Consider the following 26,865-nt stretch of genomic DNA (forward strand, 5'->3'; position numbering starts at 1 on the left):
AGCAAGCAGCGTGCCGATCAGAGAATAAGCCACCCGGCCAGGGCGCACAGCGGCACCAGCAGGTAGACCGGGAGGCGTCCGCTCCACAGCGCGGCGAAGGCCAGTGCGGCAATCACCACGTCCAGCCAGCCGGTGATGCCGTAGACGGCGATGGGATTCCAGAGCACGGCGGCGAGTAGTCCGACGACCCCGGCGTTGATACCGAACACCCCGCGCTGCAGCACGTGGTTGCGACCCACGGTCAGCCACCAGGGCAGCGCGGCGAGCAGGAGCAGGGTGCCCGGCAGGAAGATGGCGACCACGGCGATCAGGCCGGCGGCAATGGGCATGTGGGGCAGGGCCTCGGCCCCCAGGTAGCCGGCGAAGCTGAACAGCGGGCCGGGCAGGGCCTGCGCGACACCGTAACCGGCCAGGAAGGTCTGGCTGTCAATGCCGCTTGGCGCGGCAATCTCCCGGTCGAGTAACGGCAGCATGACGTGGCCACCGCCGAACACCAGTGCCCCGACGCGATAGAAGCTGTCCACGAATCCGAGCAGGCCGCCGGGGGAAAGTAGTACCAGCAGGGGCAACCCCAGCAACCCGGCGACAAAGACTCCCAGCGCCACAACCCCGCCCCGCCGACTGATGGGGCTTTTTAGTGTGGCGTCCACGTTAGCGGGAGCTGGCATGGGCAGGAGAAACGCCAGTACCGCGCCTGCCAGCAGTGCGCTGACCTGTCCCAGTGGATTGGGCCAGACGAGCGCGACGCCAGTGGCAACCACGGCGATGGTGGCGCGGGGCAGGTCGGGGCAGAGGCTGCGGGCCATGCTCAAGACTGCATGGGCCACAACGGCGACGGCGGCGAGTTTGAGGCCATGCAGCCAGCCGGCCTGTTGCAGGGTTTCCGGGTCCACCCAGTTCAGCCCCAGGGCGAGCCCGATCATGATGGTGGCGGAGGGGGCGGTGAAGGCCAGCCAGGCCGCGGCCATGCCGGGCAGGCCGGCACGCTGCAGGCCAATGGCCTGGCCCACCTGGCTGCTGCTGGGGCCGGGCAGGAACTGGCACAGGGCCACCAGTTGCCCGTAGTCGTGATCGTTTAGCCAGCGGCGGTCACGGACGAAGGTTTCCCGGTAGTAACCCAGATGCGCCACCGGCCCGCCGAAAGAGCGCAGCCCCAGCAGCAGGAAAGTCAGGAAGACTTCCTGCCAGGTGTGGGTGCGCGGGGTCGGTAAGGCCATGTGGGCTCCGATGCTTGGTCACGTCGTGTCGATCGGGGAACGCGGAGCGGGGACGCCGCTCAGGGACACGCCGTGGATACGTCCCTGTAGGCTCGACAGCGACATCCCTGTCGCTGACGGTCCCTGAGCGGCGCACCCGCTCCGCGTTTGTGCCATCGGGGAAGGGGCGGGAATGGCTGCCATTCGCGCGGTGCGTTACGCGCTGCGCGCTAACGCACCCTACGCTGAGGCACGGCCATGTAGGGTGTGTTAGGCCGCAGGCCGTAACGCACCGCTCTTTTCCCGTCCGCTGCTAATCCCCTGTCCCCAGCAACAAAAATTCCATTAATGCCTTTTGCGCATGCAGGCGGTTTTCGGCCTCGTCCCACACCACGCTTTGCAGGCCGTCGATGACATCGGCGGAGACTTCTTCACCCCGATGGGCCGGCAGACAATGCATGAAGATGGCGTCATCCGACGCCTCGGCCATCATGGCCGCGGTGACCTGGTAATCCCTGAAGGCCTGCTCCCGCTGCCGCTGCTCTTCCTCCTGCCCCATGCTGGCCCAGACGTCTGTGACGACCAGATGTGCGCCCCGGCACGCCTCCGTGGGATCGCGCATGACCTGGCCGTTGCCGCCAGACAGGGCAACCATCCCGGCACTAGGCTCGAAGCCCTCCGGGCAGCCCACGTTCAGCTGAAACCCGAAAATGCCCGCAGCCTCCAGCCAGGAGTTGCACATGTTGTTGCCGTCCCCGATCCAGGCCACGGTCTTGCCATCGAGACTGCCCCGGTGTTCCAGGAATGTCTGGATGTCCGCCAGCAACTGGCAGGGATGGTGATCATCCGACAGCCCGTTGATCACCGGTACCCGGGAGTATTCTGCGAAGCGTTCGATCTTGTCGTGACCAAAGGTGCGGATCATCACGATGTCGAGCATGCGAGAGAGCACGCGGGCTGTGTCTTCCACGGGCTCACCGCGGCCGAGCTGGCTGTCTCGCGGAGACAGGAACACGGCGCTGCCGCCGAGCTGTGCCATGCCGGCCTCGAACGAGACCCGGGTGCGGGTGGACGATTTTTCGAACACCATGCCCAGTACCTTGCCACGCAGGCTCTCGTGGCCACGGCCGTCGTGCTTCATGGCCTTCAGCTCCGACGCCCGGCGGAGCACGAAATCGAGCTCGTCACGGCGCAGATCGTTGAGTGTCAGAAAATGACGGACAGGCATGACGACTCTCCTTCAGGTGCCTTCCGCGAGGAAACCAAGTACCAGATCGTTCACCCGCTCAAGCAGTTCATCTGCCTCCGCGTCACTCAGGATGAGCGGTGGCAGCAGTCGAATCACATTGCCGGCGGTGACATTGATGAGCAGGCCGCGCTCCAGGGCGTGTTTCACCAACTCCGCGCAGGGCCGATCCAGTTCGATACCGATCATCAGGCCGCGCCCGCGCACGTCGACGACACCGCTGTGGCTCTCCAGCGCGTCCCGGAAGCCGACCAGCAGCCGCTGGCCGAGTTGTGCTGCCCTCGCTGTGAGGGATTGCTTGGCGATGGTATCCACCACGGCCTGAGCGGCTGCTGCCGCCAGGGGGTTACCGCCGAACGTCGAGCCGTGGCTGCCGGGTTGCATCACGTTGGCGGCGGCGCCCCGCGCCAGGCAGGCGCCGATGGGCACGCCGTTGGCGAGACCCTTGGCCAGGCTGAGTACGTCCGGCAGGACGTCGGCGTGCTGGTAGGCAAACCAGCGCCCGGTGCGGGCCATGCCGCTTTGCACCTCGTCGAGCATCAGCAGCCAGCCGTGCTCGTCGCAGCGATCGCGCAGTCCTGGCAGATAATCCGGCCCGGGAACGCGAATACCACCTTCGCCCTGCACCGGTTCGACCAGCACGGCGATGATGTCGTCGTGCGTCGTGGCCAGCTTGTCCAGGGCTTTCAGGTCGTCGTAGGGAATCCGGACGAACCCTTCCAGCAGCGGCCCGAAACCCTGTTGCGCCTTGCGGTTGCCGGTGGCCGTAAGGGTAGCCATGGTGCGGCCATGGAAGGCGTTTTCCATGACCACGATCTTCGGCACATCCAGGCCCCGCTGATGACCGTGGAAGCGGGCCAGCTTGATGGCCGCCTCGTTGGCCTCGGCCCCGGAGTTGCAGAAGAACACCTTGCCCATCCCGCTGTGGGCGCAAAGCGCGGCGGCGAGGTGCTCCTGCAGGGGAATGCCATAGAGATTCGAGGTGTGGAGCAGGCGGGCCGCCTGTTTCTGGATGGCGGCCGTCACCGCGGGGTGGGCATGGCCCAGACCACAGACGGCGATGCCGGATAGCGCGTCGAGATAACGGTTGCCCTGGTCATCCCACAGCCAGGCGCCTTCGCCGCGCTGAAAGCTCACGGGCAGGCGCCCGTATGTCTGCATCAGAGCCTGCTGCATGCTCCTCCACTCCAGAACGAAAAAGGCAGCGCCGTACGGAGCTGCCGGGCCGAAAAGTATAGGGTGGTGCAGCCAGTCGCGGCAAGAATCAGTGCCGGCGATGCGCCCCGGGAAGACCGGGGCGCAGGCGTCGGGATCAGGCCTTGGCGTAGTTCTTGGCCGCGAAGTCCCAGTTCACCAGGTTCCAGAACGCTTCCATGTACTTGGGTCGGGCGTTCCGGTAGTCGATGTAGTAGGCGTGCTCCCAGATGTCACAGGTCAGCAGCGGTTCCACCGAGTCCTTGGTGACCGGGGTGTCGGCATCGTCGGTTTCCAGGATGGACAGCTTGCCGCTGGCCTTGTCCTTCACGAGCCAGCCCCATCCGGAACCGAAGTTGGCGATGGTCTTGTCGGTGAACTCTTTCTTGAAGGCTTCGAAGGAGCCGAAGTCCCGCTTGATGGCGTCCGCCAGTTCACCGCTGGGCTCACCGCCGCCATTGGGGCTGAGGCAGTGCCAGTAGAAGGTGTGGTTCCAGACCTGGGCCGCCTGATTGAACAGGCCGCCTGACGCCTTCTTGATGATGTCTTCCAGCGACAGGCTCTCGAACTCTGTGCCGGGGATCAGTTCGTTGAGCTTGGTCACGTAAGCGTTGTGGTGCTTGCCGTGATGGTACTCCAGGGTCTCCTGGGAGATGTGCGGCTCAAGCGCATTCTTGGCGTAGGGCAACTCGGGCAGTTCGTGTTTCATGCTCTGCTCCTGGGTGATGATGGTCGTATCAGTCCTTGGATGGACCGGAAACCGGGCAAGGCGTTCGCCCGGAACAATCGCCAGAGAGTCTAACAAGGGCTGGCGCTCTTGCAACGGCAGGGGGACGAATACTATTGCCTGCAAGTGGTACAATTTCAGTCCAGATTCCAAACCGGGCGTGACAGTTGCGCCGGCAGACTACGAGGTGTGTGGCAATGGACGAAGTGCAACAGGCGATCAAGCAGCAGGTGGAGTCCCATCCCGTCATCCTGTTCATGAAGGGTACGCCCCAGTTCCCCCAGTGTGGCTTTTCCATGAAGGCGTCCCAGGCGCTGGCTGGATGCGAGGTGGAATTCGCCTACGTCAATGTGCTGGAGGATGAACGTATCCGTCAGGGCATCAAGGAATTCGGCAACTGGCCCACCATTCCGCAGCTGTATGTCGGCGGTGAACTCGTGGGTGGGTCCGATATCATTCTGCAGATGTACGAATCCGGTGAGCTGGAAACCCTGGTCAAGGGCGCCGTCGAGGCGAAGAGCCAGGCCTGAAAGTGACCCCTTGCGTGCCCGGCGCGGTTACTCCCGCCCGGGCACGCCGATGTGCATGTCCCAGCGGTTGACGATCTCGCAGAAAAGATCCGCCGTTTTCTCCGCATCATAGACCGCCGAGTGGGCCTCCTCTCCGTTCCAACCCATGCCCGCAGTCCGCAGGGCCTTGGCCAGTACCGTCTGCCCGAAGGCAAGCCCCGCCAGAGTCGCCGTATCGAAGCTGCCGAAGGGGTGGAACGGGTTGCGGCGGATGCCTGCCCGATCAACTGCGGCATTGAGGAAGTTGAGGTCGAAAGTGGCATTGTGGCCCACCAGGATCGCCCGGGTGCAGCCTGTGTCCCTGACTTCCTGCCGGATGGGCTTGAAGACCCGGCCCAGGGCATCCTGTTCGCCGTAGGCGATGCGCAGTGGGTGGTCGGGCCGGATGCCGTTGATTTCCAGGGATTTTGGATCAATGTTTGCGCCCTCGAACGGCTTCACATGGCAGGAGTGCGTCTCCGCCCGATAGAGCCTGCCCGCGTCATCCATGCGCACGATCACTGCGGCGATCTGCAACAGTGCGTCGGTTTGATGGTTCAGGCCGCCAGTTTCGACGTCCACCACCACCGGCAGGAAACTCCTGAAGCGGTGCGCTATGCCCATGGCACCTGACAGGGTTGCAGAATTCGGGGCGTCTTCGCTCATGGGGTGTCCTGTTGGCCGTCCAGCCGCCAACGCAGGGTCTGGCCCGCCGCCAGCGGCACGATGGTGTCGTTACCGAGGTTGTATTCTCCGGGGAGAGTCCAGTCCTGACGGCGCAGTGTAATGAGTTCTTCGTTGCGGGGCAGTTGATAGAAGTCGGCACCATGAATGCTGGCGAAGCCTTCCAGACGGTCCAGCCGACCGGCATCCTCAAAGATTTCGGCATACAGCTCGATGGCTGCACAGGCAGAGAAGCAGCCGGCACAGCCACAGGCGCTTTCCTTGGCGCCGCGGGCGTGAGGGGCGCTGTCGGTACCCAGGAAAAACCGCGGATTGCCGGAGGTGGCGGCATCGAGCAGCGCCTCGCGATCACGCTCCCGCTTCAGAATCGGCAGGCAGTAGTAGTGCGGGCGTATCCCGCCGACCAACATGTGATTGCGGTTGTAGAGCAGATGCTGGGGCGTGATGGTTGCGGCCAGGCGATCCGGCCCGGAGGCGACAAACTCCGCCGCCTGCGCAGTGGTGATGTGTTCGAACACGACGCGCAGCGACGGGTGACGCTGCAGCAGCGGCTCCAGTGTCTGGTCGATAAAGCGGCTTTCGCGATCGAAGATATCCACGTCGCCATGGGTGACTTCGCCGTGAAGCAGCAAGGGCAGACCGTGCTCCGCCATCGCCGCCAGCGTGTCCTCGCAGCGGGCCAGGTCAGTCACTCCGGCATCGGAATTGGTGGTGGCACCGGCCGGGTAGAGCTTGACGCCATGGATGTGCTCGCTGGCGGCGGCCTCGGTCGCTGTCTCCGGCGAGGTGTTGTCCGTCAGGTACAGGGTCATCAACGGCTTGAAATCGGTGCCGGGCGGCAGCGTGTCCAGGATGCGTTGCCGGTAGGCCAGCGCTGCGCTGACTGTCGTCACCGGCGGCACCAGATTGGGCATGACAATGGCACGGGCAAAGCGCCGCGCGGTGTGCGGTACCACATGCTCGAGAACTGCGCCGTCGCGCAGGTGCAGGTGCCAGTCGTCGGGCCGGCGGATGGTGATCTGGTCCATGGGTCGCTAGCGGAGGCCGGAAAAGGCCGTCCAGTATACAGCAAGCCGTCAAGAACCCCGTTACCCTTGCACTCCGCCAGATCAGCACTGATCATTAGCCACCTTCTCGTCAATGCCGCAACCATCAAGCATGGGGTCTGCAACATGGATAACGTGAAAAAGGTCGTGCTCGCCTACTCCGGCGGCCTCGATACCTCGGTCATTCTCGAGTGGCTGAAAGACACTTATGGCTGCGAAGTCGTTACTTTCACCGCCGACCTTGGCCAGGGCGAAGAACTCGAGCCGGCCCGGGAGAAAGCCAAACAGCTCGGGGTGAAGGAGATCTTCATCGAGGATCTGCGCGAGGAGTTCGTGCGTGATTTCGTCTTCCCCATGTTTCGCGCCAATGCGATCTACGAGGGTGAGTACCTGCTGGGCACCTCCATTGCCCGGCCGCTGATCGCCAAACGGCAGGTGGAGATTGCCCGGCAGACCGGTGCGGATGCCGTCTCCCACGGGGCCACGGGCAAGGGTAACGATCAGGTGCGCTTCGAACTGGGCTACTACGGGCTGGAGCCCGGCATCAAGGTGATCGCGCCCTGGCGGGAGTGGGATCTGCTCTCCCGGGAGAAGCTGCTGGCCTACGCGGAGAAGCGTGGCATTCCCATCGAAGGCAAGAAAAAGGGCGGTTCACCCTATTCCATGGACGCCAACCTGCTGCACATCTCCTACGAGGGTGGCGTGCTCGAGGACCCCTGGGCCGAGGCCGAGGAGGACATGTGGCGTTGGACCGTTGCCCCGGAGAAAGCACCGGATCAGCCCACCTACATCGAACTGACTTTCAGTCATGGTGACTGTGTCGCCATCGACGGCCAGAGCCTCAGCCCTGCGGAGATCCTTGCGCACCTCAACAAGGTCGGGGGCGCCAACGGTATCGGCCGGCTCGATGTGGTGGAAAACCGCTATGTGGGCATCAAGTCCCGGGGCTGCTACGAAACGCCGGGCGGAACCATTCTGCTGAAGGCTCATCGCGGCATCGAATCCATCACGCTCGATCGGGAGGCCGCGCATCTGAAGGATGAAATGATGCCGCGCTACGCCAAGCTGATCTACAACGGCTACTGGTTCAGCCCCGAGCGGGAGGCCATGCAGGCGCTGATCGACCAGACCCAGCAGGTGGTCAACGGCGTGGTTCGCCTCAAGCTGTACAAGGGTGCCGTGTCCGTTGTCGGTCGCAAGTCCGAGACGGACAGCCTGTTCGACGCCCGCATCGCCACCTTCGAGGATGACGCCGGTGCATACAATCAGAAAGATGCCGAGGGCTTCATCAAGCTCAACGCCTTGCGTCTGAAGCTGGCTGCCGGGCGACGCAGATAGGGAAGCGCAGGCCTCACATATCCGCAGACCGCGCCTATGCTCTACCATGGAAGGCAGAGCATCACGCCTGATATTGCAGTCAGGCCAGGAGCGGGACGGATACAATGATCCTCAAGCGGATACTCAAGTCCCGTCGCGGCGCAGACAAGGCGGCGACGGGTGGCGATTCACAATCGTCGGCGGCGAGCGCCGCAAGCGGGTCAGTGACCGTGGACCTGGACGCCCTGGCTACGGCGGCACCGGACTCGCGGGAGGCCGATCAATTCCGCGAAATCCTTGCGGCCGGCGCTCCCGGTATCACCCTGGAAACACGGCTCACCTGCATCGATGCCTCCCTTGATCCCACGCTGCTGGCCCATCTGGCCCGCAGCGGCCGTGAGCTCGAAATTCGGCTCGCGGCCCTTGAACACGTTGTGGGGGATCGGCTGTTGGAGGAGATTGCCCTGCATGATCGTGTCACCCGCGTGCGGCAACTGGCGGTGGCACGCCTCACCTCGGAAGACGGCCTGGAACGTGTCTTCCAGGCCAGTCGCGGACAGGATGCCCGTGTTGCCCGAGAGGCCAGGCAGCGGCTCGACGAGATCGCGGCAGCCCGTGCCGAGCAAGAGGCCGTGCTTGACCAGCGCAGACAGCTCTGTACCGAGGCAGAGGCCATCAGCGCCGGCGAGCGCTCTGGCCCCCTGGGTGCCTTGCTGGATCGTCTCGAGAATCGCTGGGGGGGCTTGGTCGGGGTCCCCCCCGACGATCTGGCCAACCGTTTTCGAGCGGCGGTTACTGCCGGGCGGGCGCTGGCGGAACAACAGTCGCAGGCTCATTATTCCCCCGCGGCGATCGGCGAGGTGCTGACCACGCTGAGTGCCCTGGATGATGCAGCGCTCACCGAACGCCTGACAGAACTGGACCGCACCCTTGCCGAGTTGCCCGAGGCGTCTGCCGCATCGCCGAACCCGGCTGAACTCGAGGCGCTTGCCGCGCCCCTGCAGCAATGGCGCGAGGATTTGCGGGCCTGGCATGCCCACCGGGGAACGGTGCAGGCCTTGCTTGCAGAGCTGCAGTCCAACCCGGGCGACGTGGAGCGTGAGCGGCGCCTGGCCGGGCTGCTGGCGGAAGTCCCATGGCGAACCAGCCGCAGCAAGCCAGCCCAATTGCGAGACGCCGAACGCTGGCTATCCGGTGAGCGCAGCGGGACTGCACCACCCGGCAAGAGCCCGGGGCCGCCGGAAGGTGGTGATGCCCACGGTGCCAGGCCCGATGAGATGCAGCGACAGCAACAGGCTTTCGACACCCAGTACCAGCAGGTCAGCGATGCGCTGGATGACGGCGACCTGCGCCGGGCCAGACGCCTGCTGGGGCGTATGCACAAGCGTGTCGAACAACTGCCGCGCAAGGCCCGGGCCCCCTTCGAGGAGCGGCTCAAGCCGCTTGCCGTCCGCGTCCAGGAATTGCAGGACTGGCGGCGCTTCGCGGTGCTGCCCAAGCAGGAAACCCTGTGTCGCCGCATGGAGGAAATCGCCGGGACGCCGCTGGAGCCCCAGGAGCAGTACGACGCCATCCAGGGCATGCGGGAGGAATGGAAGGCGCTTGGGGGCTCGGATTCACGGGAGTCCCGCGCTCTCTGGGAGCGTTTTCAGAAGGCTGCCGATACCGCCTTCGAGCCGTGCCGAGTCTGGTTCCATGCCCTGCACGCGCAGCGTGAGGCCAACCTTGAGGAGCGGCAGCGGATCTGTGATCAACTGGATACCTTTCTCCAGTCCAGGCCGCTGGACGAACTGGACAGCAAGGCGTTGGATGAGATCTACGGCGTGGCTCGTGAGGCCTGGCGGGCGGCCTCGCCTGTTGATCCTCAGCGGGGCCGGCAGGCCAAGCGCCGTTTTCGCCGCGCCATGGATGCCATCAGCGAGGAGCTGAAGCGTCGTCGCGGCGGATTGCGGGAGGAGAAAAAACGCCTGCTTGAGGCAGCCCACGCGCTGGAGACCATGGAGGATCTGCACGGGGCCATTCGCGAGGCAAAGCGTCTGCAGCAGATCTGGCGCGACCTCGGGCCGCTACCGCCGGGGGAGGAACGGCGTCGCCATCGTGAGCTGCAACAGGCCTGTGACAAGGTGTTCGGGCGGCTACGCGGTGAGAGGCAACACCAGGAGCAGCAGCACACCGAAGAGCAGCAGCAGGTGGAGGCGCAGGCCGCGGCATTGCAGAAAATTCTCGAGGAGAACGGCGAGGAAGCGCAGATCAAACAGGCCTTGCAGGAGTTGGTCAGTGCCCACGGCCGAGCGGCTGACATTGTGCGCCGGCGACTGTCCCGAGAGGTTGATGAGCTGCGTCGCGACGCTCGATTGGCATTGGCGGCATGGCAACGGCGGCGCTGGGAGGACGGTCTCAACGCGCTGCGTGATGCAGCCACCAAGGTGCGTGCGGCAGAACGGGCGGTGGAGGGAGATGGTGAATTGCCGTCGGCGCCACCGGGTATGCACGGCCTGCCCGAGGGGTGCGTCGAGAACCTGCAGGCACGCTGGCAGACCGCGGTGGCAATGCAGCGCGATGCAAACCGGTATGAGCCGGCCCGGCTCGAGAGCGCCGCCGAACAGCGGCAGCGCTTGTGTGTACGCATGGAGATTCTGGCTGGCGTCGACTCCCCGGACGCCGACCGCGACTTGCGCATGTCACTGCAGGTGGAGCGCTTGTCGGCTTCCCTGGGTGGTGGCGAGCATGATGACCCGACCCAGTCCCTGGAGCGTCTCGCCCACGAGTGGTATGCCCTCGGCCCATGGCCTGCCGATGCATCCGGCCAGATGGAACAGCGCTTCTGGCAGGCCCTGTCCCGGGCCATGGAGCATTAGGGCAGCACCGAGGTATTCACGCCGCCGCGAATACCGCAGCGCTTCCTTGGGTCGTTGCGCTTGCCTACGCCGGCGGCAGATCGAACAGGATCACTTCCGCCCCTTCCAGGGCTGTCAGCTCCGGTGTCTGATCGCGAATGATCGCCGCGTCGCCGGCTTCAAGCCCGTGCCGGTCGAGCGTGATCGCACCCCGGGCCACCTGCAGGTAGCCGATCCGACCGCTCGCCAGCGACAGCGACAGCGTCTCTCCGGCGGGCACCCGGCTTTGCCAGGCCACCACATCCTGGTGAATGCGCAGTGCATCGTCGCGGCCGTCCGGATCCAGAATGCGGTGGGTCACCCTGGTGTCGGTCTCGTTCATGAAGCGGCGTTGCTGATAGCCCGGTTCGACGCCACGCAGATCGGGGATGATCCAGATCTGCAGAAAGTGCAGTGGCTCGCTCCGGGAGGCGTTGAATTCGCTGTGCATGATGCCTGTTCCAGCGTGCATGAGCTGCACGTCTCCCGGACGAATGGTAGAGCCGCCGCCGGTGTTGTCACGATGCGCCATGGCACCCTCGAGCACGATGCTGACGATCTCCATATCCCGGTGGCCATGGGCCGGGAATCCGGCGCCGGGGGTCACCCGGTCCTCGTTCAGAACCCGCAGGGCGGAGACGCCCATGTGGCGTGGGTCATGGTAGTCGGCAAATGAGAACGCATGGCGGCTGTCCAGCCAGTCGATACGGGTGCTGCCGCGGTCCTCGGCGCGCCGCAGGGTGATCATGTCAGTGCTTCTCCAGCGGGATGGTCTGCAGGTCCCATTCGCCATCGCGGTACTCCAGCACGCTGCCCTGGTCGTACCAGTCACCGAGCACGATCCGGGTGGCGGATTCGCCATCGATGGTGAGCGCATGCACGTTCGGCCGATGGGTGTGTCCATGGACCAGTCTGCGCACGCCATGTTCCCGCATGGTTGTCTCCACCGCCTGCTGGTTGACATCCATGATGTACTCGGAGGTAGAGGCAAGGTGGGCGTTGCGTGCCGTACTCTCCTGCCGCGCCTGTTTTGCCATCTGCAATCGCTGCTCGATGGTCACGGCGAGAAACTGCTGCTGCCAGCCGGGATCGTGCACCATGGCACGGAATTGCTGGTAGTCGTGGTCGTCGGTGCACAGGCTGTCACCGTGCATGAGCAGGACGCGCTCGCCGCCCAGTTCGATGGTGGTGGGGTCGGGTAGCAGTACCGCGCCGGTGTTGGCGGCAAACTGGTCGCCAAGGAGAAAATCCCGATTGCCGCGCATCACGTAAAGAGGAACGCCGGCCTGGCGGGTAAATAGGGCCAGACCCGCAAGCACGGGATGTTCCGGCGGCACGGCGTCATCGCCGATCCAGGCCTCGAAGAAGTCACCCAGGATGTAGAGCGCCTCGGCCTGGGTGGCGCGGGTCTGCAGAAATTCGAGAAACAGTTTGGTGATCGCCGGGCGGGCGGGATCCAGATGCAGATCGGAGATGAACAGTACCGGCTTCATGGCAACCTCTGGGCCTTGCGTGACGCGTAAGGATACTGGGGGGAGCCGGGAGTCAGCAATTTCCATCGGCGCCGGATGAGAAATGCCGCCGAATTCCTTATCATGACGCGCCCTCCCCTCACGGAAGCCAACGGAATTTCGCATGCTGGAGATCTACAACAGCCTCACCCGACGCAAGGAACGCTTCGAACCCATCGAGCCTGGCAAGGTCCGCATGTATGTCTGCGGGATGACGGTCTACGACTATTGCCATCTGGGGCACGCCCGGGCGCTGGTGGCCTTCGACGTGGTTGCGCGCTACCTGCGGCATCTGGGCTATGCGCTCACCTATGTGCGCAATATCACCGATGTGGACGACAAGATCATCGACCGGGCCCGGGAGCAGGGCGTGACCATGGAGGCCCTGACAGAACGGTTTATCGATGCCATGCACGAGGACGAGACCGCCCTGGGGGTGCTGCGGCCCGATCAGGAGCCGCGGGCAACGCAGGCCATCGGCGAGATGCATGCCCTGATCGAGCGCCTCTTCGAGCGGGGGCTGGCCTACCAGAACGGCGAGGGCGACGTCTACTACGACATCTCCGGCTTTCCCGAGTACGGCAAGCTTTCTGGCAAGCGCCTTGCCGACCTGCGCGCGGGTGCCCGGGTCGACGTGGACGCCGACAAGCGCCACCCGGGAGATTTCGTGCTCTGGAAGCGGGCCAAGCCGGGCGACCCCAGTTGGCCCTCTCCCTGGGGCGAGGGCAGACCGGGTTGGCATATCGAGTGCTCGGCCATGTCCACCAACTGCCTTGGGGAGCATTTCGATATCCACGGCGGTGGACTGGACCTGCAGTTCCCCCACCACGAGAACGAGATCGCCCAGAGCGAGGGGGCAAGCGGTCATACCTATGCCAATGTCTGGATGCACAACGGCCATGTCCGGGTGGATGACGAGAAGATGTCCAAGTCCCTGGGCAACTTCTTCACCGTGCGGGACATCCTGGCCCGATATCGGCCGGAAGCTGTTCGCCATTTCCTGCTCTCGAGCCATTATCGCAGCCCGTTGAACTACACCAGCGAAGCCCTGGACCATGCCGGTGCCGGCGCTGAAAGGCTTTATCTGGCGCTGCGCGGTCTGCCCATGGTGGAGCCGGGTGACGCCGGGACCGATTATCGCGATCGGTTTTCCGCCGCCATGAATGACGACTTCAATACCCCTGAAGCATTGGCGGTGCTGTTCGAACTGGCCCGGGCGGTGAACCGCTTGCGGGAGACGGATACCGACGAAGCTGCGCGACACGCTGGTGTGTTGCGGGAATTGGGCGGCGTGCTGGGATTGTTGCAGACAGATCCGGAACAGTATCTGAAGGGCGATAGCGGCGCGGAGGTTGCGCCCGGACTCACCGCGGCGGCCATCGACGATCTGCTCGAGGAGCGTCAAGCGGCCCGCAAGGGCCGGGACTTCGCCCGGGCGGACGCCATCCGTGACCAGCTTCAGGGTGCCGGCATCATCATCGAGGACGGCGCCGGCGGCAGCACCTGGCGGAAAGGATAGCCCGATTCGGGGAACCGCGGTCCGGCACGCCGCTCATGGACACGCCGTAAACCCATCCCTGGGGGCTCGTATGCGAGGTCCCTCTCGCATACGGTCCATGAGCGGCGCACCGGACCGCGGTTTGTGCCTGTGGCCTTGGGGCAACACCACCGCCGTTGTGGTGCGTTACGGCCTTCGGCCTAACACACCCTACGTTTGGCCGTGCCCGCTGTAGGGTGTGTTAGCGCGCAGCGCGTAACGCACCGGTTCGGCGATGGCTATTCCCGCCCCGCGGCTCTTGTCCTGCGCTTCATGGGCATGATCTCCGCCGTCTTCACCTTGTTTTCCTTGGTCTGCACGATGGTTACCGGGAAACCGTTGATCTTCATGCTGGTACCGGATTCCGGGATCGACTGCAGGTGCTCGAGGATCAGGCCGTTGAGCGTCTTCGGCCCGTCCGTGGGCAGCCGCCAGTCCAGCACCCGGTTCAACTCGCGCACGCTGACATTACCCTGGGCCAGAAAGCTGCCGTTATCCTGCCGCCGCAGGTGACGGGACAACGAAGCCGGATCAGTGGTGAACTCGCCGACGATCTCTTCGAGAATATCCTCCAGCGTTACCAGCCCCATGACGTCGCCGTACTCGTCCACCACGATGCCGATGCGCCGCCGGTTGCGCTGGAAGTTCACCAGCTGGGTGTTTAGCCTGGTGCCTTCGGGGATGAAGTAGTTCGCCTTCATGCGTTCCAGCAGCCTGTCCCGATCCAGCTTGCCGCGGATCACATCCGTGATGACCTTGCGCAGGTGCAGAATCCCCAACACATCATCGATGCTGCCGTCGTAAACCGGCAGGCGGGTGTGCTGGGCATTGGCAAGCTGGGTGATGATCTCATCCCAGGGGTCGGTGATATCAATGCCGACGATCTCGTTGCGGGGGATCATGATGTCCTCGACCGTGGCCTTTTCCAGATCAAGGATGTTGAGCAGCATTTTCTGGTGTCGGCGGGGGATCATGGCCCCCGCTTCATTCACGACGGTGCGGAGCTCCTCCTGGCTGAGCACATCCGAGCGGCCACCCTTGGTGTCCACCTTGGCCAGCCGCAGCATGGCATTGGCAATCAGGTTGACCACCCAGACAAGCGGATACAGCACCTTGAGCAGCACAGCCAGCGGCCATGAAAACGGGAATGCGAGTCGTTCTGGGTGCAGCGCTGCCATGGTCTTCGGTGCGACTTCGGCAAACAGCAGAATTACCAGGGTCAACAGGCCGGTGGCGATGGCGATGGCGCCCTCGCCGCCGAGCCGCAGGGCAATGATGGTTGCCAGCGCCGAGGCCAGGATGTTGACGAAGTTGTTGCCGAGAAGAATGACACCGATCAGGCGATCCGGTCGCTCAAGCAGACGGGCTGCCATGCGCGCCGAGCGATGGCCTGCCTTGGCCAGATGCCTGAGGCGATAGCGATTAAGGGTCATCAGCGCGGTCTCGGAGCTCGAAAAGAAAGCCGAGAGCACGATCAGCAGGAAAAGTACGGCGAACAGTGCGCCGGTGGAGACTTCGTTCACATCAACGCTGCAGGATCAGCTCCAGCACCAGTTTGGTACCGAAGTAGGCGAGCATCAGTGCGGCGTAACCACCCAGCGTCCAGCGAACGGCGGTGCGCCCCCGCCAGCCATAGCGCAGGCGCCCACCCAGCAGGGTAGCGAACACGATCCAGGCCACCACCGACAGCGTGGTCTTGTGGACCAGGTGCTGGGCGAAGATGTCCTCAAGGAAGATCCAGCCGCTCAGCAGCGACAGCGTGAGCAGGGCGAAGCCGACCCAGAGCATCTGGAATAGCAGGTCCTCCATGGTCTGCAGCGGCGGCAGCGCACGCACTACTCCAGTGGGCCGACGATTACGCAGCTGATTGTGCTGGTAGGCCAGCACCAGCGCCTGCAACACGGCAATCCCGAGCACGCTGTAGGCCAGTACCGAGCTGAGTATGTGGATCTCCAACCCCGCTGGAATGGTGGACGGGCCGGTGTCCGCCGGACCCATGATCATGCTGAGCAGCAGGGTGAGTGCGCCTATGGGCAGTATCGCTACTGCCAGGTTATTCAGAGGCAGACGGATCGCTGCGAGCATCACCATGGCCGCCATGACCCAGCCCATCAATGAGCCGGCATTGAAAAAGCTCAGGTTTACGCCGGGGCCGGAGATGGTCTGGGAGTAGAGCAGGAATGCATGGCCAAGGATCGCCAGCGAACCGGCACCGATAACCAGGGGGCGCAGATTCCGTGCACCCATCTCTGCCCGCAGCACCTGCAGCGAGAAGCCGGTGGCGGCGGCGAGATAGAGCAGAACGATCAGTAGTGTGAATGCCAGCTGTTGCATGCGGTCGACAAGGGCCGGAAGAGCTTTGCATCATGGCATAGAAGATACAGAGGGCAAAGCATCAGTCCGGCCCTTGTCCGCCTCATCAGGACGGCGGCAGCGTCAGGAACATCGTGGCAATCGAGAAGTAGATGAGGATGCCGCAGATATCCGCGATGGAGGTGATCAGCGGCGCGCTGGCGGTGGCCGGATCAAGGTTCATGCGGGTCAGCAGGAACGGTAGCAGCATTCCGATCATGCTGCCCATGATGACCACCAGCACCATGGCAGTGGAGACCACCATGGCAATGTCAAAGCCGCCGCGCCACAGCCCGATACCCCAGACCGCGATGCCCATGGTGACCCCGAGGGCTGCGGCAACCCCGAGTTCCTTGCCCCAGAGCTTTAGCCAGTGGCGCATCTGCACGTCGCCGGTGGCAAGGGCCCGAACCATCAGCGTTGCGGACTGGGAGCCTGCATTGCCGCCGGAGTCAACGATGAGCGGCAGGAAGAACACCAGGGCGATGGCCGCCTCGATGGTCTCCTCGAAATAGGCGATGCCGGCACCGCCGAAGATGTTCATGAACACCAGCAGTACCAGCCAGCCGACTCGCTTGCGGTAGAGCAGGGAGGGGCGCGCTTCGCGCAGGCTGAGCGCCATGGCACCCATGCCGCCGATCTTGTGGAAGTCCTCGGTATTTTCCTCCTGAACCACGTCAAGGACGTCGTCCACCGTGACCACGCCAAGCAGCTTGCCGGTCTTGTCGACCACCGGCAGCGCGGTGATGTCATAGTGCTGGATCAGTCTGGCCGCCTCTTCGCGGTCGTCGCCGGCCTGGATGGTCACCAACTGCCCGGACACCAGGGTTTCCACGATCTGGTCCGGTGCATTGAGCACCAGTCTTTTGAGGCCAACGGTGCCGATCAGGCGGCCGCGGTTGTCGGTTACGTACAGGGTGTTGATGGTGTCCTCGGATTCGCCGCGACTGCGCACCCGATCCAGCGCCTTGGCAAGAGTCCACTCCGCCCGGATGGTGACGAAACGGGTATTCATCAGCCGGCCGGCGCTCTCTTCCGGGTAGCCCAGCTGCTTCAGCGTCTGCTTGACTTCTTCCTGAGGCAGGAGCTGCAACAGGCGCTCCATGTCTTCCCGTTCCAGGGACCCAAGCAGGCCGGTCCGGTCGTCGGGAAGCAGGCCTTCCAGCAGATAACGCCCGTCATCGGGGTCCAGGGCCGTCAGGATGGCAAACTGATCCGTGCCGTTGAGATAGGCGAAGATGGCAGGCCAGCGTTCCCGGGGAAACTCCTGGAATGCGCGCAGGATGACCTCTGGCGGCAAATCCTGCAGGGCCGCCGCAATATCCTGCACGTGCATCGCATCGTGCTGCTGCGTCAGCTCGGTCCACGCTTCGTTTTCGATCAACTCGCGAAGCAGATTGACCTCATGCTTGTCTTCCATGGTTCCGTCTCCATCGTTCGACCGCGAACTGCTGGGACGGCGACGGCAATGCTATTCGCTCGCCCTCACCCAGCCTGTCGTTGGCTGGTCGGTCTTGATGTAGTGACTCAGGCTTCCCGCCGCATGACGCCGGCGCGCTGGCCCTGGGGGACAGACAAGGCTTCCGCCATTAGCCTGCCATCCAAGGCCTGCCGATGTTCGGGCAGCAGGCCGCGCACAATGCGTCGGGCCCGATCCTGACCAACCGAGCTGAGTACGCCGGCCTGGGATGCCGGGTCCAGGTGGGCGAACACCGCGGAGCGGCGCTGATAAGGGAGTTGGGCGAAGGCGCCGCGGAGCAGAGACCGCTCCAGTCCGGATATGGCGCGGGCCACTGCTTCGACGTGCAGCAGGTCCATCTGGGTGGCGACGGCAGACCAGCGGCGCATTTGGATGTACTCGCGCAGCAGGCGAATGGATTGGCGGGAATCAATCATGGCAGCGCCTCCTCTCAATTGCTGTCGCGCAGGCGGGCAAGAACAAAGGCCAGTTGCCGATGTTGCTTGGCGGGCGACAGGGCCGAGTAGACGCGAATCCAGCGAGAGGCGGGAAGGCGCTCGAAGGCCTGGACGCGATTGCTGTCGTCCAGCTGCTCGAGATAGCTGACCAGGTCGGTCAGAGAATAGTCGGCGACGTTGACGGCGGCTTCCGGGCTAGCGCCGACGGCACAGTTGATATCGTAGTCCTGGTTCCGCATTGGGCGAACTCCACACATCGGGTCGGACGGCGGCTCGCGCTATCTGACCGATGCGCGAAACACAATCCGTGAGTATCTGCTTGGAGCGTTGTTTGATGCCTGCCAGTCGATGCTGGCAGTACTGCGACGCTCCCCACTTGCGGCTAGCGGGGGCGTACGACTCGAGGAGGGCTGTTCGAGAGGTTTCCCGCTAGGCGCGCTGCTTGCCTTGCTGTTTGGTACTACAACCGGGTTCCAAGACGGGAAATCCTCATGTCGAAAAGACAGCGCGGAGTGTACGATGTTGGGCGTCGGAGTCAAGTGCTTCAGTGCCCGTAGCAGCTTGTTTGAATGCAGCACAGGCAGGCGGTACCGTTTCTCCTCACCGTTGAATCAGGGGCAAGGTGATGTTTAGTAGTCTCAGCGAGCGTCTTGATAGCGTCATCAAGCGCGTCCGTGGCCAGGGTCGGCTGACCGAGGAAAATATTCAGGACAGTCTGCGGGAAGTCCGCATGGCCCTGCTCGAGGCCGACGTCGCCCTGCCGGTGGTGCGCGATTTCATCAATGAGGTGAAACAGCGCGCGCTGGGCGAGGAAGTCCGCCGCAGCCTCACCCCGGGCCAGGCCTTCGTCAAGATCGTCAAGGACGAGCTTGTGCGGATGATGGGCGAGGCCAACGATGCCCTGGATCTTGCCGTGCGGCCTCCGGCGGTGATCATGGTTGCCGGTCTGCAGGGCGCGGGTAAGACCACCAGCCTCGCCAAGCTCGCGCGTCACCTGCGGGAGCGGGAGAAGAAAAAAGTGCTTGTGGTCAGCTGCGACGTCTATCGCCCGGCGGCCATTGATCAGTTGCAGACGCTGGCCAGGGAAGTGGAGGTGGACTTCTTTCCGTCCAGTAGCGGCGACAAGCCGGTGGCCATCGCTAGGGCTGCCGTCGACCATGCCCGCAAGCAATTCCACGACGTATTGCTGGTGGATACGGCGGGCCGGCTGCATGTCGACGAGGGCATGATGGCCGAGGTGAAGGCGCTGCATCAGGCACTCGAGCCGGTGGAGACGCTGTTCGTCGTGGACAGCATGACCGGTCAGGATGCCGTGAATACAGCCAAGGCATTCAATGATGCCCTGCCACTCACCGGCGTGATCCTGACCAAGACCGATGGCGACGCCCGCGGTGGCGCGGCACTGTCCATCCGTCATGTAACCGGCAAACCTATCAAGTTCCTCGGCACCGGTGAGAAGACCAAGGCGCTGGAGCCCTTCCATCCGGAGCGCGTGGCCTCACGCATACTCGGCATGGGGGATGTGCTCAGCCTGGTCGAAGAGGTGGAGCGCGGCGTCGATCGGGATCAGGCCGACCGGCTTGCCGAAAAATTCAAGACCGGCAAGGGGTTCGATCTCGAAGACTTCCGCGACCAGATGAACCAGCTCGGCAAGATGGGCGGGATCGGCAGCCTGATGGACAAGCTGCCCGGCATGGGCAACATGGCCGACAAGGTCAAGAACCAGGTCGGCGACAAGGAAGTGAATCGTCTCGTCGCCATCATCAACTCCATGACTCCGGCGGAACGGCACAAGCCGGATGTCATCAACGGCTCGCGGAAGCGCCGCATCGCCCAGGGTTCCGGCGTGCAAGTACAGGACGTGAACCGTCTGCTCAAGCAATTCAAGCAGATGCAGAAGATGATGAAACAGTTCAAGAAGGGCGGCATGAAGAAGATGATGCGCCAGTTGGGTGGTCGTGGCGGTATGCCGCCAGGCGGGTTGCCACCCGGTGGCATGCCATTCTGATTGGTGCCGCGTAACGGCTTCACATTTGCACTTTTTTCAGTACAATGCGCGGTTCACTGCGATGGCGCAGCGCCGCCGTCGTCCGACATTTAGGGGAAAGCATACGCATGGTTACCATTCGTCTGGCACGTGGCGGCGCGAAGAAGCGCCCCTTCTATCAGGTGGTCGTCACCGACAGCCGCAACGCCCGCGATGGCCGGTTCATTGAGCGCCTTGGCTTCTTCAACCCCGTGGCCTCCGGCCAGGATCTGAACGAGCCCCTGCGCCTGAACCTGGAGCGCATCGACTACTGGATTGGTCAGGGTGCGCAGCCGTCGGAGCGGGTTGCCAGCCTGATCAAGCAGGCACGGAAGACCGAAGGCGCGGCCGCTGCTGCGCAGGCCTGAGGCGGAATTTTCCGGGCGTGAACGCCGAGTTGCCTGACGGGGCGATCACCGTCGGCCGAATCACCGGTGTTTACGGTGTAAAAGGATGGGTCCGCGTTTACTCGTTTACGGACCCTCGGGACAACATCATCGGTTATCGGCGTTGGCTGGTGCGCCGCCCCTCCGGCTGGCAGTTCTACGACCTGGTCGAGGGCCGGGCGCAGGGAAAAGGTGTCGTCGCTGCGCTGGCCGACGTGGAATCGCGGGAAGATGCGCGCGATCTCATGGGCAGTGACATCGCCGTCTATCGCGACGAATTGCCGGCCGCCGAGGACGGAACGTTCTACTGGGCAGACCTGGAGGGGTTACAGGTGTATGCCGGTGAGCGTCACCTCGGACAGCTGTCGCATCTGGTCGAGACCGGCGCCAACGACGTGATGGTTGTGAAGGGCGAGCGGGAAAGGTTGATTCCGTTCGTCATGGGCGTCCACGTGTTGCGGGTTGACCTTGAAGCGGGGGTCATCGAGGTAGACTGGGATCCTGATTTCTGACCCGGAGGTGGCATGCGCATCGATGCGGTGACGCTGTTCCCGGATCTGGTCAGCCAGGTTACCCAATGGGGCGTTACCGGGCGCGCCTCGGAGCAGGGTCTGCTGCAGCTGGTTTGCTGGAATCCCAGGGACTATGCGCGCGACCGGCACCGAACGGTTGATGATCGCCCCTACGGCGGTGGCCCCGGGATGGTCATGAAAGTCGAGCCGCTCCGAGCCGCCATGCATGAGGCGAGAGCGTCCGCACCAGGTCGGTCGCTGAGCCTGTACCTGAGCCCGCAGGGGCGGCGACTCGACCAGGCGGCCGTCGAACGTCTCGCGGGGCAGGAGCGGTTGCTACTGGTCTGCGGTCGCTACGAGGGGATCGACGAGCGTGTCATCGCCACGGAAATCGACGAAGAGATTTCCATTGGCGACTATGTTCTGAGCGGTGGGGAACTGCCGGCCATGGTGCTTATTGATGCCGTGGCGCGACTGATCCCCGGGGCGCTGGGGCATGCGGATTCAGCCAGCGAGGATTCATTCTCCGCCGGGCTTCTGGACTATCCGCATTACACGCGGCCCGAGGTGCTGGATGGAATGGCGGTACCTGCAGTACTGCTCTCCGGCGACCATGACGCCATCGGGCGCTGGCGCCGTCAGCAGGCACTGGGGCGCAGTTGGTTGCGCCGGCCGGATCTGATTAACAGGGCCCAGCTGTCTACCGAAGATCGGCGACTGCTGGATGAATACATTGACGAGTACCGATCGGCCCGAGCCGATTCGGCGAAAACCGGGCAGAGGTTGAAGTCATGAGCAACATCATCGACGAGTTGAACAAGGAACAGATGCAGGCCGCTGGACGGGAAGTGCCGGACTTCGGGCCAGGTGATACCGTGCTGGTTCAGGTGCGCGTGCGTGAAGGCAACCGTGAACGCCTGCAGCCCTTCGAGGGCGTGGTGATCGCCAAGCGCAACCGCGGGCTCAACTCCGCGTTCACCCTGCGCAAGATTTCCCACGGTGAAGGTGTGGAGCGTGTGTTCCAGACTTACAGCCCGCTCATCGAGAGCATCAAGGTCAAGCGCCGTGGCGATGTGCGTCGTGCCAAGCTCTATTACCTGCGTGAACTGCAGGGCAAGGCTGCCCGCATCAAGGAAAAGGTATAACCGGTCTGCACTGCGCCGGGCTCGCCGCCGGCCAGACCAGAACCCGCACCGCCATTGGCCGTGCGGGTTTTTTTGTAGCGGATCTCCTCACGCCCACATGCTGACGCTGGAGCCGGGATGAGAAGCCATCGCCGACAGCATCATCGACTGGCTGTCGGCTAGAACAGATCTGGTGTCGTCAGCGGATCCAGCCGCTCCCGCGTGGATTTGATCTCCCGTGCCGGTATCCACTCGCCGGTGACCATCTGCCCGTAGCTCATGCCTGGCCCGACCATCGGGTAGACGCTGGCTTCGTTATCGATGAATACCTCCAGGAAAGCAGGTCCCTCGAACTTCACGAAGGCATCCAGGGCCTCCGTCAGTTCTGCCTTCTCCGTGACCCGCCGGATGAACTCGAAGCCGTCGGACTCGGCGGCCTTCACGAAGTCCTTGCGATGCAGGGCCTTGTCACTGCCTGCGAAGTTCTCGTTGAAGTAGAGCCGCTGCCACTGGCGCACCATGCCGTCGCCCATGTTGTTGAGCAGCAGGATCTTCACCGGCAGGTTGTAGTTGGTGACGGTTTCCATTTCGCCCAGGTTCATGCGAATGCTGCCGTCGCCATCGATATCGATCACCATCTTGTCGGGGCAGGCGAACTGGGCACCGATGGCCGCCGGCAGACCGAAGCCCATGGTGCCCATGCTGCCGGAGGTGAGCCACAGCCGCGGATCGCGGAAGTCGCAGTACTGCGCTGCCCACATCTGGTGCTGACCCACGCCGGTGCTGATGATCGCCTTGCCGCCGGTGAGGCGATTCAGTTCTTCCACTACCTGGTGAGGCTGGATCAGTGCCGACTCACGGTCGTAGTTCATGGGGTGGTTCTGTTTGAGCTGCTGACAGTGCCTGACCCAGCTGGAGTAGTCCTTGTCGAAATTGTGCTTTTGACCATGGCTGGTGAGCTGACGCAGGCTGCGAGCAGCCTCCCCGACGTGGGCCCAGTCCACCAGCTTGACCTTGCCGATCTCGGCCGCATCGATGTCAATGTGCGCAATGTGCTGCGCCAGAGGCGCGAATTCTTCCACCTTGCCCGCCACACGGTCGTCGAACCGGGAGCCGACTGCGATGAGGAAGTCACAATCCTCCACTGCATAATTCGCATAGGCCATGCCGTGCATGCCCAGCATGTGCATGGCCAGGTCATCCTTGGTGTCGATGGCGCCAAGGCCCATCAGCGTGGTGACCACGGGAATGTTGAAGGCATGGGCGAACTCGGTCAGTTCTTCCGCCGCATTGCCGTTGATGACCCCGCCACCCGCGTAGATCAGCGGCCGGCTGGATTGCCCCAGCATGTCGAAAAACTGCCTGCATTTGCGCTCGGAGAGCTTCGCGGCCTTCAGTGAGTCCATCCGCTGGCGGTAGCCCCGCACCGGCAGCAGCCCCTCTCCCTGGAACTCGCCAACCCAGTTCTGCATGTCCTTGGGCACATCGATAACCACCGGCCCGGGCCGTCCTGAACGGGCAACTTCGAAAGCTGTCCGCACCGTGGCCTCCAGCAATTCCGGCCGGGTGACCAGAAACACATGCTTGGCACAGCTGCCCATGATGTTGACGATGGGCGCTTCCTGAAAGGCATCGGTGCCCATGGCCGCCGTGGGCACCTGGCCGGTGATGCCGACGATGGGCGTTGAGTCGGCCATGCAGTCACGGATAGGCGTCACGGTGTTGGTGGCGCCGGGGCCGGAGGTGACCATGAACACACCGACCTTGCCGCTGGCCCGGGCGTAGCCGGCGGCCATGAAACCGGCGCCCTGTTCGTTGGCGGGCACGACCAGGTGCACGGGGTCGTCAGCGGTCTCGGCGGCACGGTGCTCGGCGTTGTACCGGAAGATCGCGTCATAGGTCGGTAGAATGGCACCGCCGCTGTACCCGAATACCGTATCGACGCCTTCGTCGGCCAGTACCTGGATAATGATCTCGGCACCGCTCATGGTCTTGCCGGCGAGGGGGTGGCGTTTGGCTTTCTGTCGGGACATGGTCAACGTCATGATCGGTGATCTTCCAAAAGTGGGGCGGTGCCGTCACGGCTTGTTCATACGAAAGGATCGACCACTATAAATGGCTGATCTGGCACTGCACAAGAGCAGTGCCGGCGAGACCGCCATGCACCAGCGCGGTGCGCGGCGTTGGATCATTCTTCGGCGTCGAAATCCAGCGCGGCGGAATTGATGCAGTAACGTAACCCGGTGGGTTGCGGACCGTCGGGAAACACGTGCCCCATATGGGCCCCACAGTTGCTGCAGAGGACTTCCTCGCGGCGCATGCCAAGGGACACATCCTGCTCGATGCGTACATGGTCAGGTTCGGCCGGAGCGTAGAAGCTGGGCCAGCCGGAACCGGAGTCGTATTTTTCGGTGGAGCGGAACATCACCTGCCCGCAACACACGCAGCGAAACGCGCCAGCCTGCTTGAAGTCATTGTACTTGCCGGTAAACGGGCGTTCCGTGCCCTTCTGACGCGTAATGCGATATTGCTCATCCGTCAGTTGCTGACGCCACTCCTGATCGCTCTTTTTCATGTTGCTCATGGTTGGTGAGGGCTCCGCTGTGACCGTCTGTCGAGACACAGGGTACGCCTGTCGCCGGGTTCTTGACCATGCTGGCCGCGCCCGCGAGCGCGCCGGTATACTCCGACGACGCAGGGAAACAGCGTCGGGCCAGGGCTGCCGACGACCGACGGGAGAGTTTCTAGATGACCATCCGCCCCATTGCCACGCCGGTCCATATCGCCCAGTCAGAGATCCATCGTGGTCTGGAGGCTGCGGCAGCGAGTCTTGAGGCATCTGCGGAGTCCGATGGTGCCGATGCCAGTTTTGCCGCCTGTCGCGGCATGGTGGCAGAGGTGCGCGGCGCCCTGCGCATGCTGGAGATGGAAGGCGCGGCCGAGTTGGCGGCGGAATGCGAGCTACTGCTCGAGGCGCTGGATGCAGGTTCGAGCCTGTCCCGCGACAAGGCGCTGGATGCGCTGCTTTACGCACTGTTGCTGCTGCCGCGTTACATCGACCGGGTGGCCGCGCAGAAGCGGGAACTCCCGGATATCCTGTTGCCCACGCTGAACACCCTGCGTGGCTTGCGTCGCTCACCCCCTTTGCCGGCCTATCATTTCGCGCGTCTTGCTGACCTGGGGGGAGACCTCGCCCTGCTCAGTGAGCCAGACCGCCAGTGCGCCGATGGAGACGAACTGAAGGGGCTGCTGCGTCGCCTCCGCCACATGCTGCAGGTGGGCTTGCTTGGGCTGTTCCGCGATCCGGCTGCGGGCGTCCATGCCAAGCAGGTCCATCGGGCACTGAAGCGCCTGGGCGATGAGCTGGGAGATACCCAGTCAGCGCGCTGGCTGCGCCTGTCGGCTGCCCTTCTGGATCAGGTGGTGGCCGGGGATCTGCCCGTGGACCACTCCCTGCGCATGCTGCTCTCCCGTCTCGATCTTCACCTGCGGGCCGTTTCCCGGGAAGGGGCAGCGTCGCTCGCGTCTGCGCCGCCGCCGGAGGTCAGGACCGGGCTGCTGTTCTATGCCGTGGCTGCCGGGGAGCGCGACGAGACCATCCGCCGCCTGCGGGAGACTCTCGGTCTGAAGCGGCTGGTCACACCGCCATCCCTGATCGAGCACGAGCGCGAGGCATTGGCGGCACCCAGTCCGGCAGTGCTGGGTGCGGTCAGCTCTGCGTTGCAGGAGGAAATGGAACGCCTCAAGGACACCATCGAGACCCTGGGGCGGCTTGGCAGCGTCACCGATACGGAGCGGCTGGATATCTGCGAACAGCTGGGCCGACTGGGCAGCACGCTGAATCTCATCGGCGTCAGCGATGCGGCAGCGCTGCTAAAGCGCGAGCACACCCGACTGCAATCGGTGGAGTCCAGCGCGGCGCCGGACCGCGTGCTGGAACTGCTCGACCAGATGGCTGACGCCCTCACCGAGGCAGAGGAATCCGTGCGCGGCCTGGACGACGTGGTCATCAGCGGGAGCCGTGATGGCCGCAAGCCGCGGCAGCTCCGTCAGGCCGAGCATCAGGCTGTTGCCGAGGCCATGGCCAACATGGAACGGGTTCGGCAGTCCATGGAATACCTCAACGGCGATCTCGACGAGGGTGAGCATCCGGCCACGGTGGATGGCGCGATGGTGGAGACAGTCGGCACCCTGCGGCTTATCGGTCATGGTGGGGTAGCGGATCTGATCGAGCGCTGCCGACTGCAAATGCAGAAGCTCTCCGACAACGCCGCCGGGTCGGCCACCTTGTCGTCACTGGCTGACGCTCTCGCCGCCCTGGAGTGGTATCTGGAAGGGTTGCTGGAAGGTGTCGGCTTTGGTGAAGAGACCCTGGAACTGGCCGAAGAGGTGCTGCGTGAACTGGAGGCCGACGGCGTCGAGGCCGTAAAGCCCATTCCGGAGCCGGAAACACCCTAGGTGTGGAGTCTCAATAGGTTGTCCCCGGAGAGTCCGAGAACGCTGATTGGTGGTTTTCTGTTCAGGCTACCGTGTTGGCGATGCCAGTTGTAGTCATGCTGCCAGCGCGGCAGGTGTGCAGCGCGTTCACGGGAGTTGCTGTAACTGAAGGCGTAGGCCCACTCCCGCAATGCGGTCTGTATGAAGCGCTCGGCCTTGCCGTTGGTCC

The 26,865-nt window shown here is 63.8% G+C and carries 26 protein-coding genes; 10 read left to right on the forward strand and 16 right to left on the reverse strand.

The genetic code is table 11. The features are described 5' to 3' along the window. Positions 1-17: 17 nt before the first annotated feature. From chrA to J2T57_RS19120, 4 genes are all read right to left on the reverse strand, one after another. Positions 18-1,217, reverse strand: coding sequence for a chromate efflux transporter (chrA, locus tag J2T57_RS19105; RefSeq protein ID WP_253483585.1), 1,200 nt, complete (start codon positions 1,215-1,217; stop codon positions 18-20). Between the two features lie 292 nt (positions 1,218-1,509). Next, entirely contained in the window at positions 1,510-2,424 is a 915-nt protein-coding gene (argF, locus tag J2T57_RS19110; protein WP_253483589.1) for an ornithine carbamoyltransferase, read from the reverse strand. A 12-nt stretch (positions 2,425-2,436) separates the two neighbouring features. Further along, a complete protein-coding gene (locus J2T57_RS19115; RefSeq protein ID WP_253483593.1) occupies positions 2,437-3,618 on the reverse strand; it encodes an acetylornithine transaminase in 1,182 nt (393 codons plus the stop codon). A gap of 136 nt (positions 3,619-3,754) precedes the next feature. Continuing rightward, a complete protein-coding gene (locus J2T57_RS19120) occupies positions 3,755-4,345 on the reverse strand; it encodes a superoxide dismutase (protein WP_253483596.1) in 591 nt (196 codons plus the stop codon). A gap of 215 nt (positions 4,346-4,560) precedes the next feature. On the opposite strand from J2T57_RS19120, the gene grxD reads away from it, so the two are divergent. Next, positions 4,561-4,893, forward strand: a complete 333-nt coding sequence (gene grxD, locus J2T57_RS19125) for a Grx4 family monothiol glutaredoxin (RefSeq protein WP_253483599.1) — start codon at positions 4,561-4,563, stop codon at positions 4,891-4,893. A 27-nt stretch (positions 4,894-4,920) separates the two neighbouring features. Here the strand turns inward: grxD and rnt are convergent, their stop codons facing one another. Then, positions 4,921-5,577 carry a ribonuclease T gene (rnt, locus tag J2T57_RS19130; RefSeq protein WP_253483601.1) on the reverse strand — a complete coding sequence of 219 codons (657 nt, stop codon included), beginning with the start codon at positions 5,575-5,577 and terminating at the stop codon, positions 4,921-4,923. Next, complete coding sequence (gene pyrC, locus J2T57_RS19135; protein ID WP_253483604.1) at positions 5,574-6,623, reverse strand: dihydroorotase; 1,050 nt, start codon at positions 6,621-6,623, stop codon at positions 5,574-5,576. Before pyrC ends, rnt begins: the two co-directional genes overlap by 4 nt. Before the next feature lie 144 nt (positions 6,624-6,767). On the opposite strand from pyrC, the gene J2T57_RS19140 reads away from it, so the two are divergent. Both J2T57_RS19140 and J2T57_RS19145 read left to right on the forward strand, forming a co-directional pair. Further along, positions 6,768-7,979, forward strand: a complete 1,212-nt coding sequence (locus J2T57_RS19140) for an argininosuccinate synthase (RefSeq protein WP_253483607.1) — start codon at positions 6,768-6,770, stop codon at positions 7,977-7,979. A 104-nt stretch (positions 7,980-8,083) separates the two neighbouring features. After that, positions 8,084-10,816, forward strand: a complete 2,733-nt coding sequence (locus J2T57_RS19145) for a DUF349 domain-containing protein (protein ID WP_253483610.1) — start codon at positions 8,084-8,086, stop codon at positions 10,814-10,816. 64 nt (positions 10,817-10,880) lie between these two features. Here J2T57_RS19145 and J2T57_RS19150 read toward each other — a convergent pair whose 3' ends face one another. Beyond that, complete coding sequence (locus J2T57_RS19150; RefSeq protein WP_253483613.1) at positions 10,881-11,582, reverse strand: pirin family protein; 702 nt, start codon at positions 11,580-11,582, stop codon at positions 10,881-10,883. 1 nt (position 11,583) lies between these two features. Then, the gene (locus tag J2T57_RS19155; RefSeq protein WP_253483616.1) at positions 11,584-12,327 is read right to left on the reverse strand and encodes a UDP-2,3-diacylglucosamine diphosphatase; all 744 of its coding nucleotides are present in this window, start codon (positions 12,325-12,327) and stop codon (positions 11,584-11,586) included. Between the two features lie 142 nt (positions 12,328-12,469). On the opposite strand from J2T57_RS19155, the gene cysS reads away from it, so the two are divergent. Beyond that, positions 12,470-13,864 carry a cysteine--tRNA ligase gene (gene cysS / locus J2T57_RS19160; protein WP_253483619.1) on the forward strand — a complete coding sequence of 465 codons (1,395 nt, stop codon included), beginning with the start codon at positions 12,470-12,472 and terminating at the stop codon, positions 13,862-13,864. A gap of 257 nt (positions 13,865-14,121) precedes the next feature. Here the strand turns inward: cysS and J2T57_RS19165 are convergent, their stop codons facing one another. The 5 genes from J2T57_RS19165 to J2T57_RS19185 all read right to left on the reverse strand — a co-directional run bounded on the left by J2T57_RS19165 (position 14,122) and on the right by J2T57_RS19185 (position 18,390). After that, positions 14,122-15,405, reverse strand: coding sequence for an HlyC/CorC family transporter (locus J2T57_RS19165; protein WP_253483622.1), 1,284 nt, complete (start codon positions 15,403-15,405; stop codon positions 14,122-14,124). Between the two features lies 1 nt (position 15,406). Then, entirely contained in the window at positions 15,407-16,216 is an 810-nt protein-coding gene (locus J2T57_RS19170; protein ID WP_253483626.1) for a cytochrome C assembly family protein, read from the reverse strand. An 85-nt stretch (positions 16,217-16,301) separates the two neighbouring features. Further along, positions 16,302-17,654 carry a magnesium transporter gene (mgtE, locus tag J2T57_RS19175; RefSeq protein WP_253483629.1) on the reverse strand — a complete coding sequence of 451 codons (1,353 nt, stop codon included), beginning with the start codon at positions 17,652-17,654 and terminating at the stop codon, positions 16,302-16,304. 107 nt (positions 17,655-17,761) lie between these two features. Next, complete coding sequence (locus tag J2T57_RS19180; protein WP_253483632.1) at positions 17,762-18,130, reverse strand: magnesium transporter MgtE N-terminal domain-containing protein; 369 nt, start codon at positions 18,128-18,130, stop codon at positions 17,762-17,764. A 14-nt stretch (positions 18,131-18,144) separates the two neighbouring features. Then, positions 18,145-18,390 (reverse strand): hypothetical protein, encoded by a 246-nt coding sequence (locus tag J2T57_RS19185; protein WP_253483634.1) that lies wholly within the window; start codon positions 18,388-18,390, stop codon positions 18,145-18,147. Positions 18,391-18,776: 386 nt separating this feature from the next. On the opposite strand from J2T57_RS19185, the gene ffh reads away from it, so the two are divergent. From ffh to rplS, 5 genes are all read left to right on the forward strand, one after another. Continuing rightward, positions 18,777-20,159, forward strand: coding sequence for a signal recognition particle protein (gene ffh, locus J2T57_RS19190; protein ID WP_253483637.1), 1,383 nt, complete (start codon positions 18,777-18,779; stop codon positions 20,157-20,159). 107 nt (positions 20,160-20,266) lie between these two features. After that, entirely contained in the window at positions 20,267-20,545 is a 279-nt protein-coding gene (gene rpsP / locus J2T57_RS19195; protein ID WP_253483640.1) for a 30S ribosomal protein S16, read from the forward strand. A 17-nt stretch (positions 20,546-20,562) separates the two neighbouring features. Then, the gene (rimM, locus tag J2T57_RS19200) at positions 20,563-21,075 is read left to right on the forward strand and encodes a ribosome maturation factor RimM (protein WP_253483643.1); all 513 of its coding nucleotides are present in this window, start codon (positions 20,563-20,565) and stop codon (positions 21,073-21,075) included. A gap of 12 nt (positions 21,076-21,087) precedes the next feature. Beyond that, positions 21,088-21,870 carry a tRNA (guanosine(37)-N1)-methyltransferase TrmD gene (gene trmD / locus J2T57_RS19205; RefSeq protein WP_253483645.1) on the forward strand — a complete coding sequence of 261 codons (783 nt, stop codon included), beginning with the start codon at positions 21,088-21,090 and terminating at the stop codon, positions 21,868-21,870. Continuing rightward, a complete protein-coding gene (gene rplS, locus J2T57_RS19210; protein WP_253483648.1) occupies positions 21,867-22,220 on the forward strand; it encodes a 50S ribosomal protein L19 in 354 nt (117 codons plus the stop codon). The genes trmD and rplS overlap by 4 nt, the downstream gene beginning before the upstream one ends. Positions 22,221-22,378: 158 nt before the next feature. Here rplS and ilvB read toward each other — a convergent pair whose 3' ends face one another. Both ilvB and msrB read right to left on the reverse strand, forming a co-directional pair. Next, entirely contained in the window at positions 22,379-24,232 is a 1,854-nt protein-coding gene (ilvB, locus tag J2T57_RS19215; protein ID WP_253483651.1) for a biosynthetic-type acetolactate synthase large subunit, read from the reverse strand. 155 nt (positions 24,233-24,387) lie between these two features. Then, positions 24,388-24,783, reverse strand: coding sequence for a peptide-methionine (R)-S-oxide reductase MsrB (gene msrB / locus J2T57_RS19220; protein ID WP_253483654.1), 396 nt, complete (start codon positions 24,781-24,783; stop codon positions 24,388-24,390). Between the two features lie 164 nt (positions 24,784-24,947). Here msrB and J2T57_RS19225 point away from each other — a divergent pair, with 164 nt between their 5' ends. Continuing rightward, positions 24,948-26,657: a FimL-related protein gene (locus J2T57_RS19225; protein WP_253483658.1), complete on the forward strand. Its 1,710-nt coding sequence runs from the start codon at positions 24,948-24,950 to the stop codon at positions 26,655-26,657. On the opposite strand, the gene J2T57_RS19230 is transcribed toward J2T57_RS19225, so the two are convergent. Further along, positions 26,654-26,865: integrase core domain-containing protein (locus tag J2T57_RS19230; protein WP_253483661.1), on the reverse strand; the 212-nt coding region annotated here is incomplete at its 5' end. The genes J2T57_RS19225 and J2T57_RS19230 overlap by 4 nt on opposite strands.

The organism is Natronocella acetinitrilica (assembly GCF_024170285.1).
GTDB lineage: Bacteria > Pseudomonadota > Gammaproteobacteria > Nitrococcales > Aquisalimonadaceae > Natronocella > Natronocella acetinitrilica.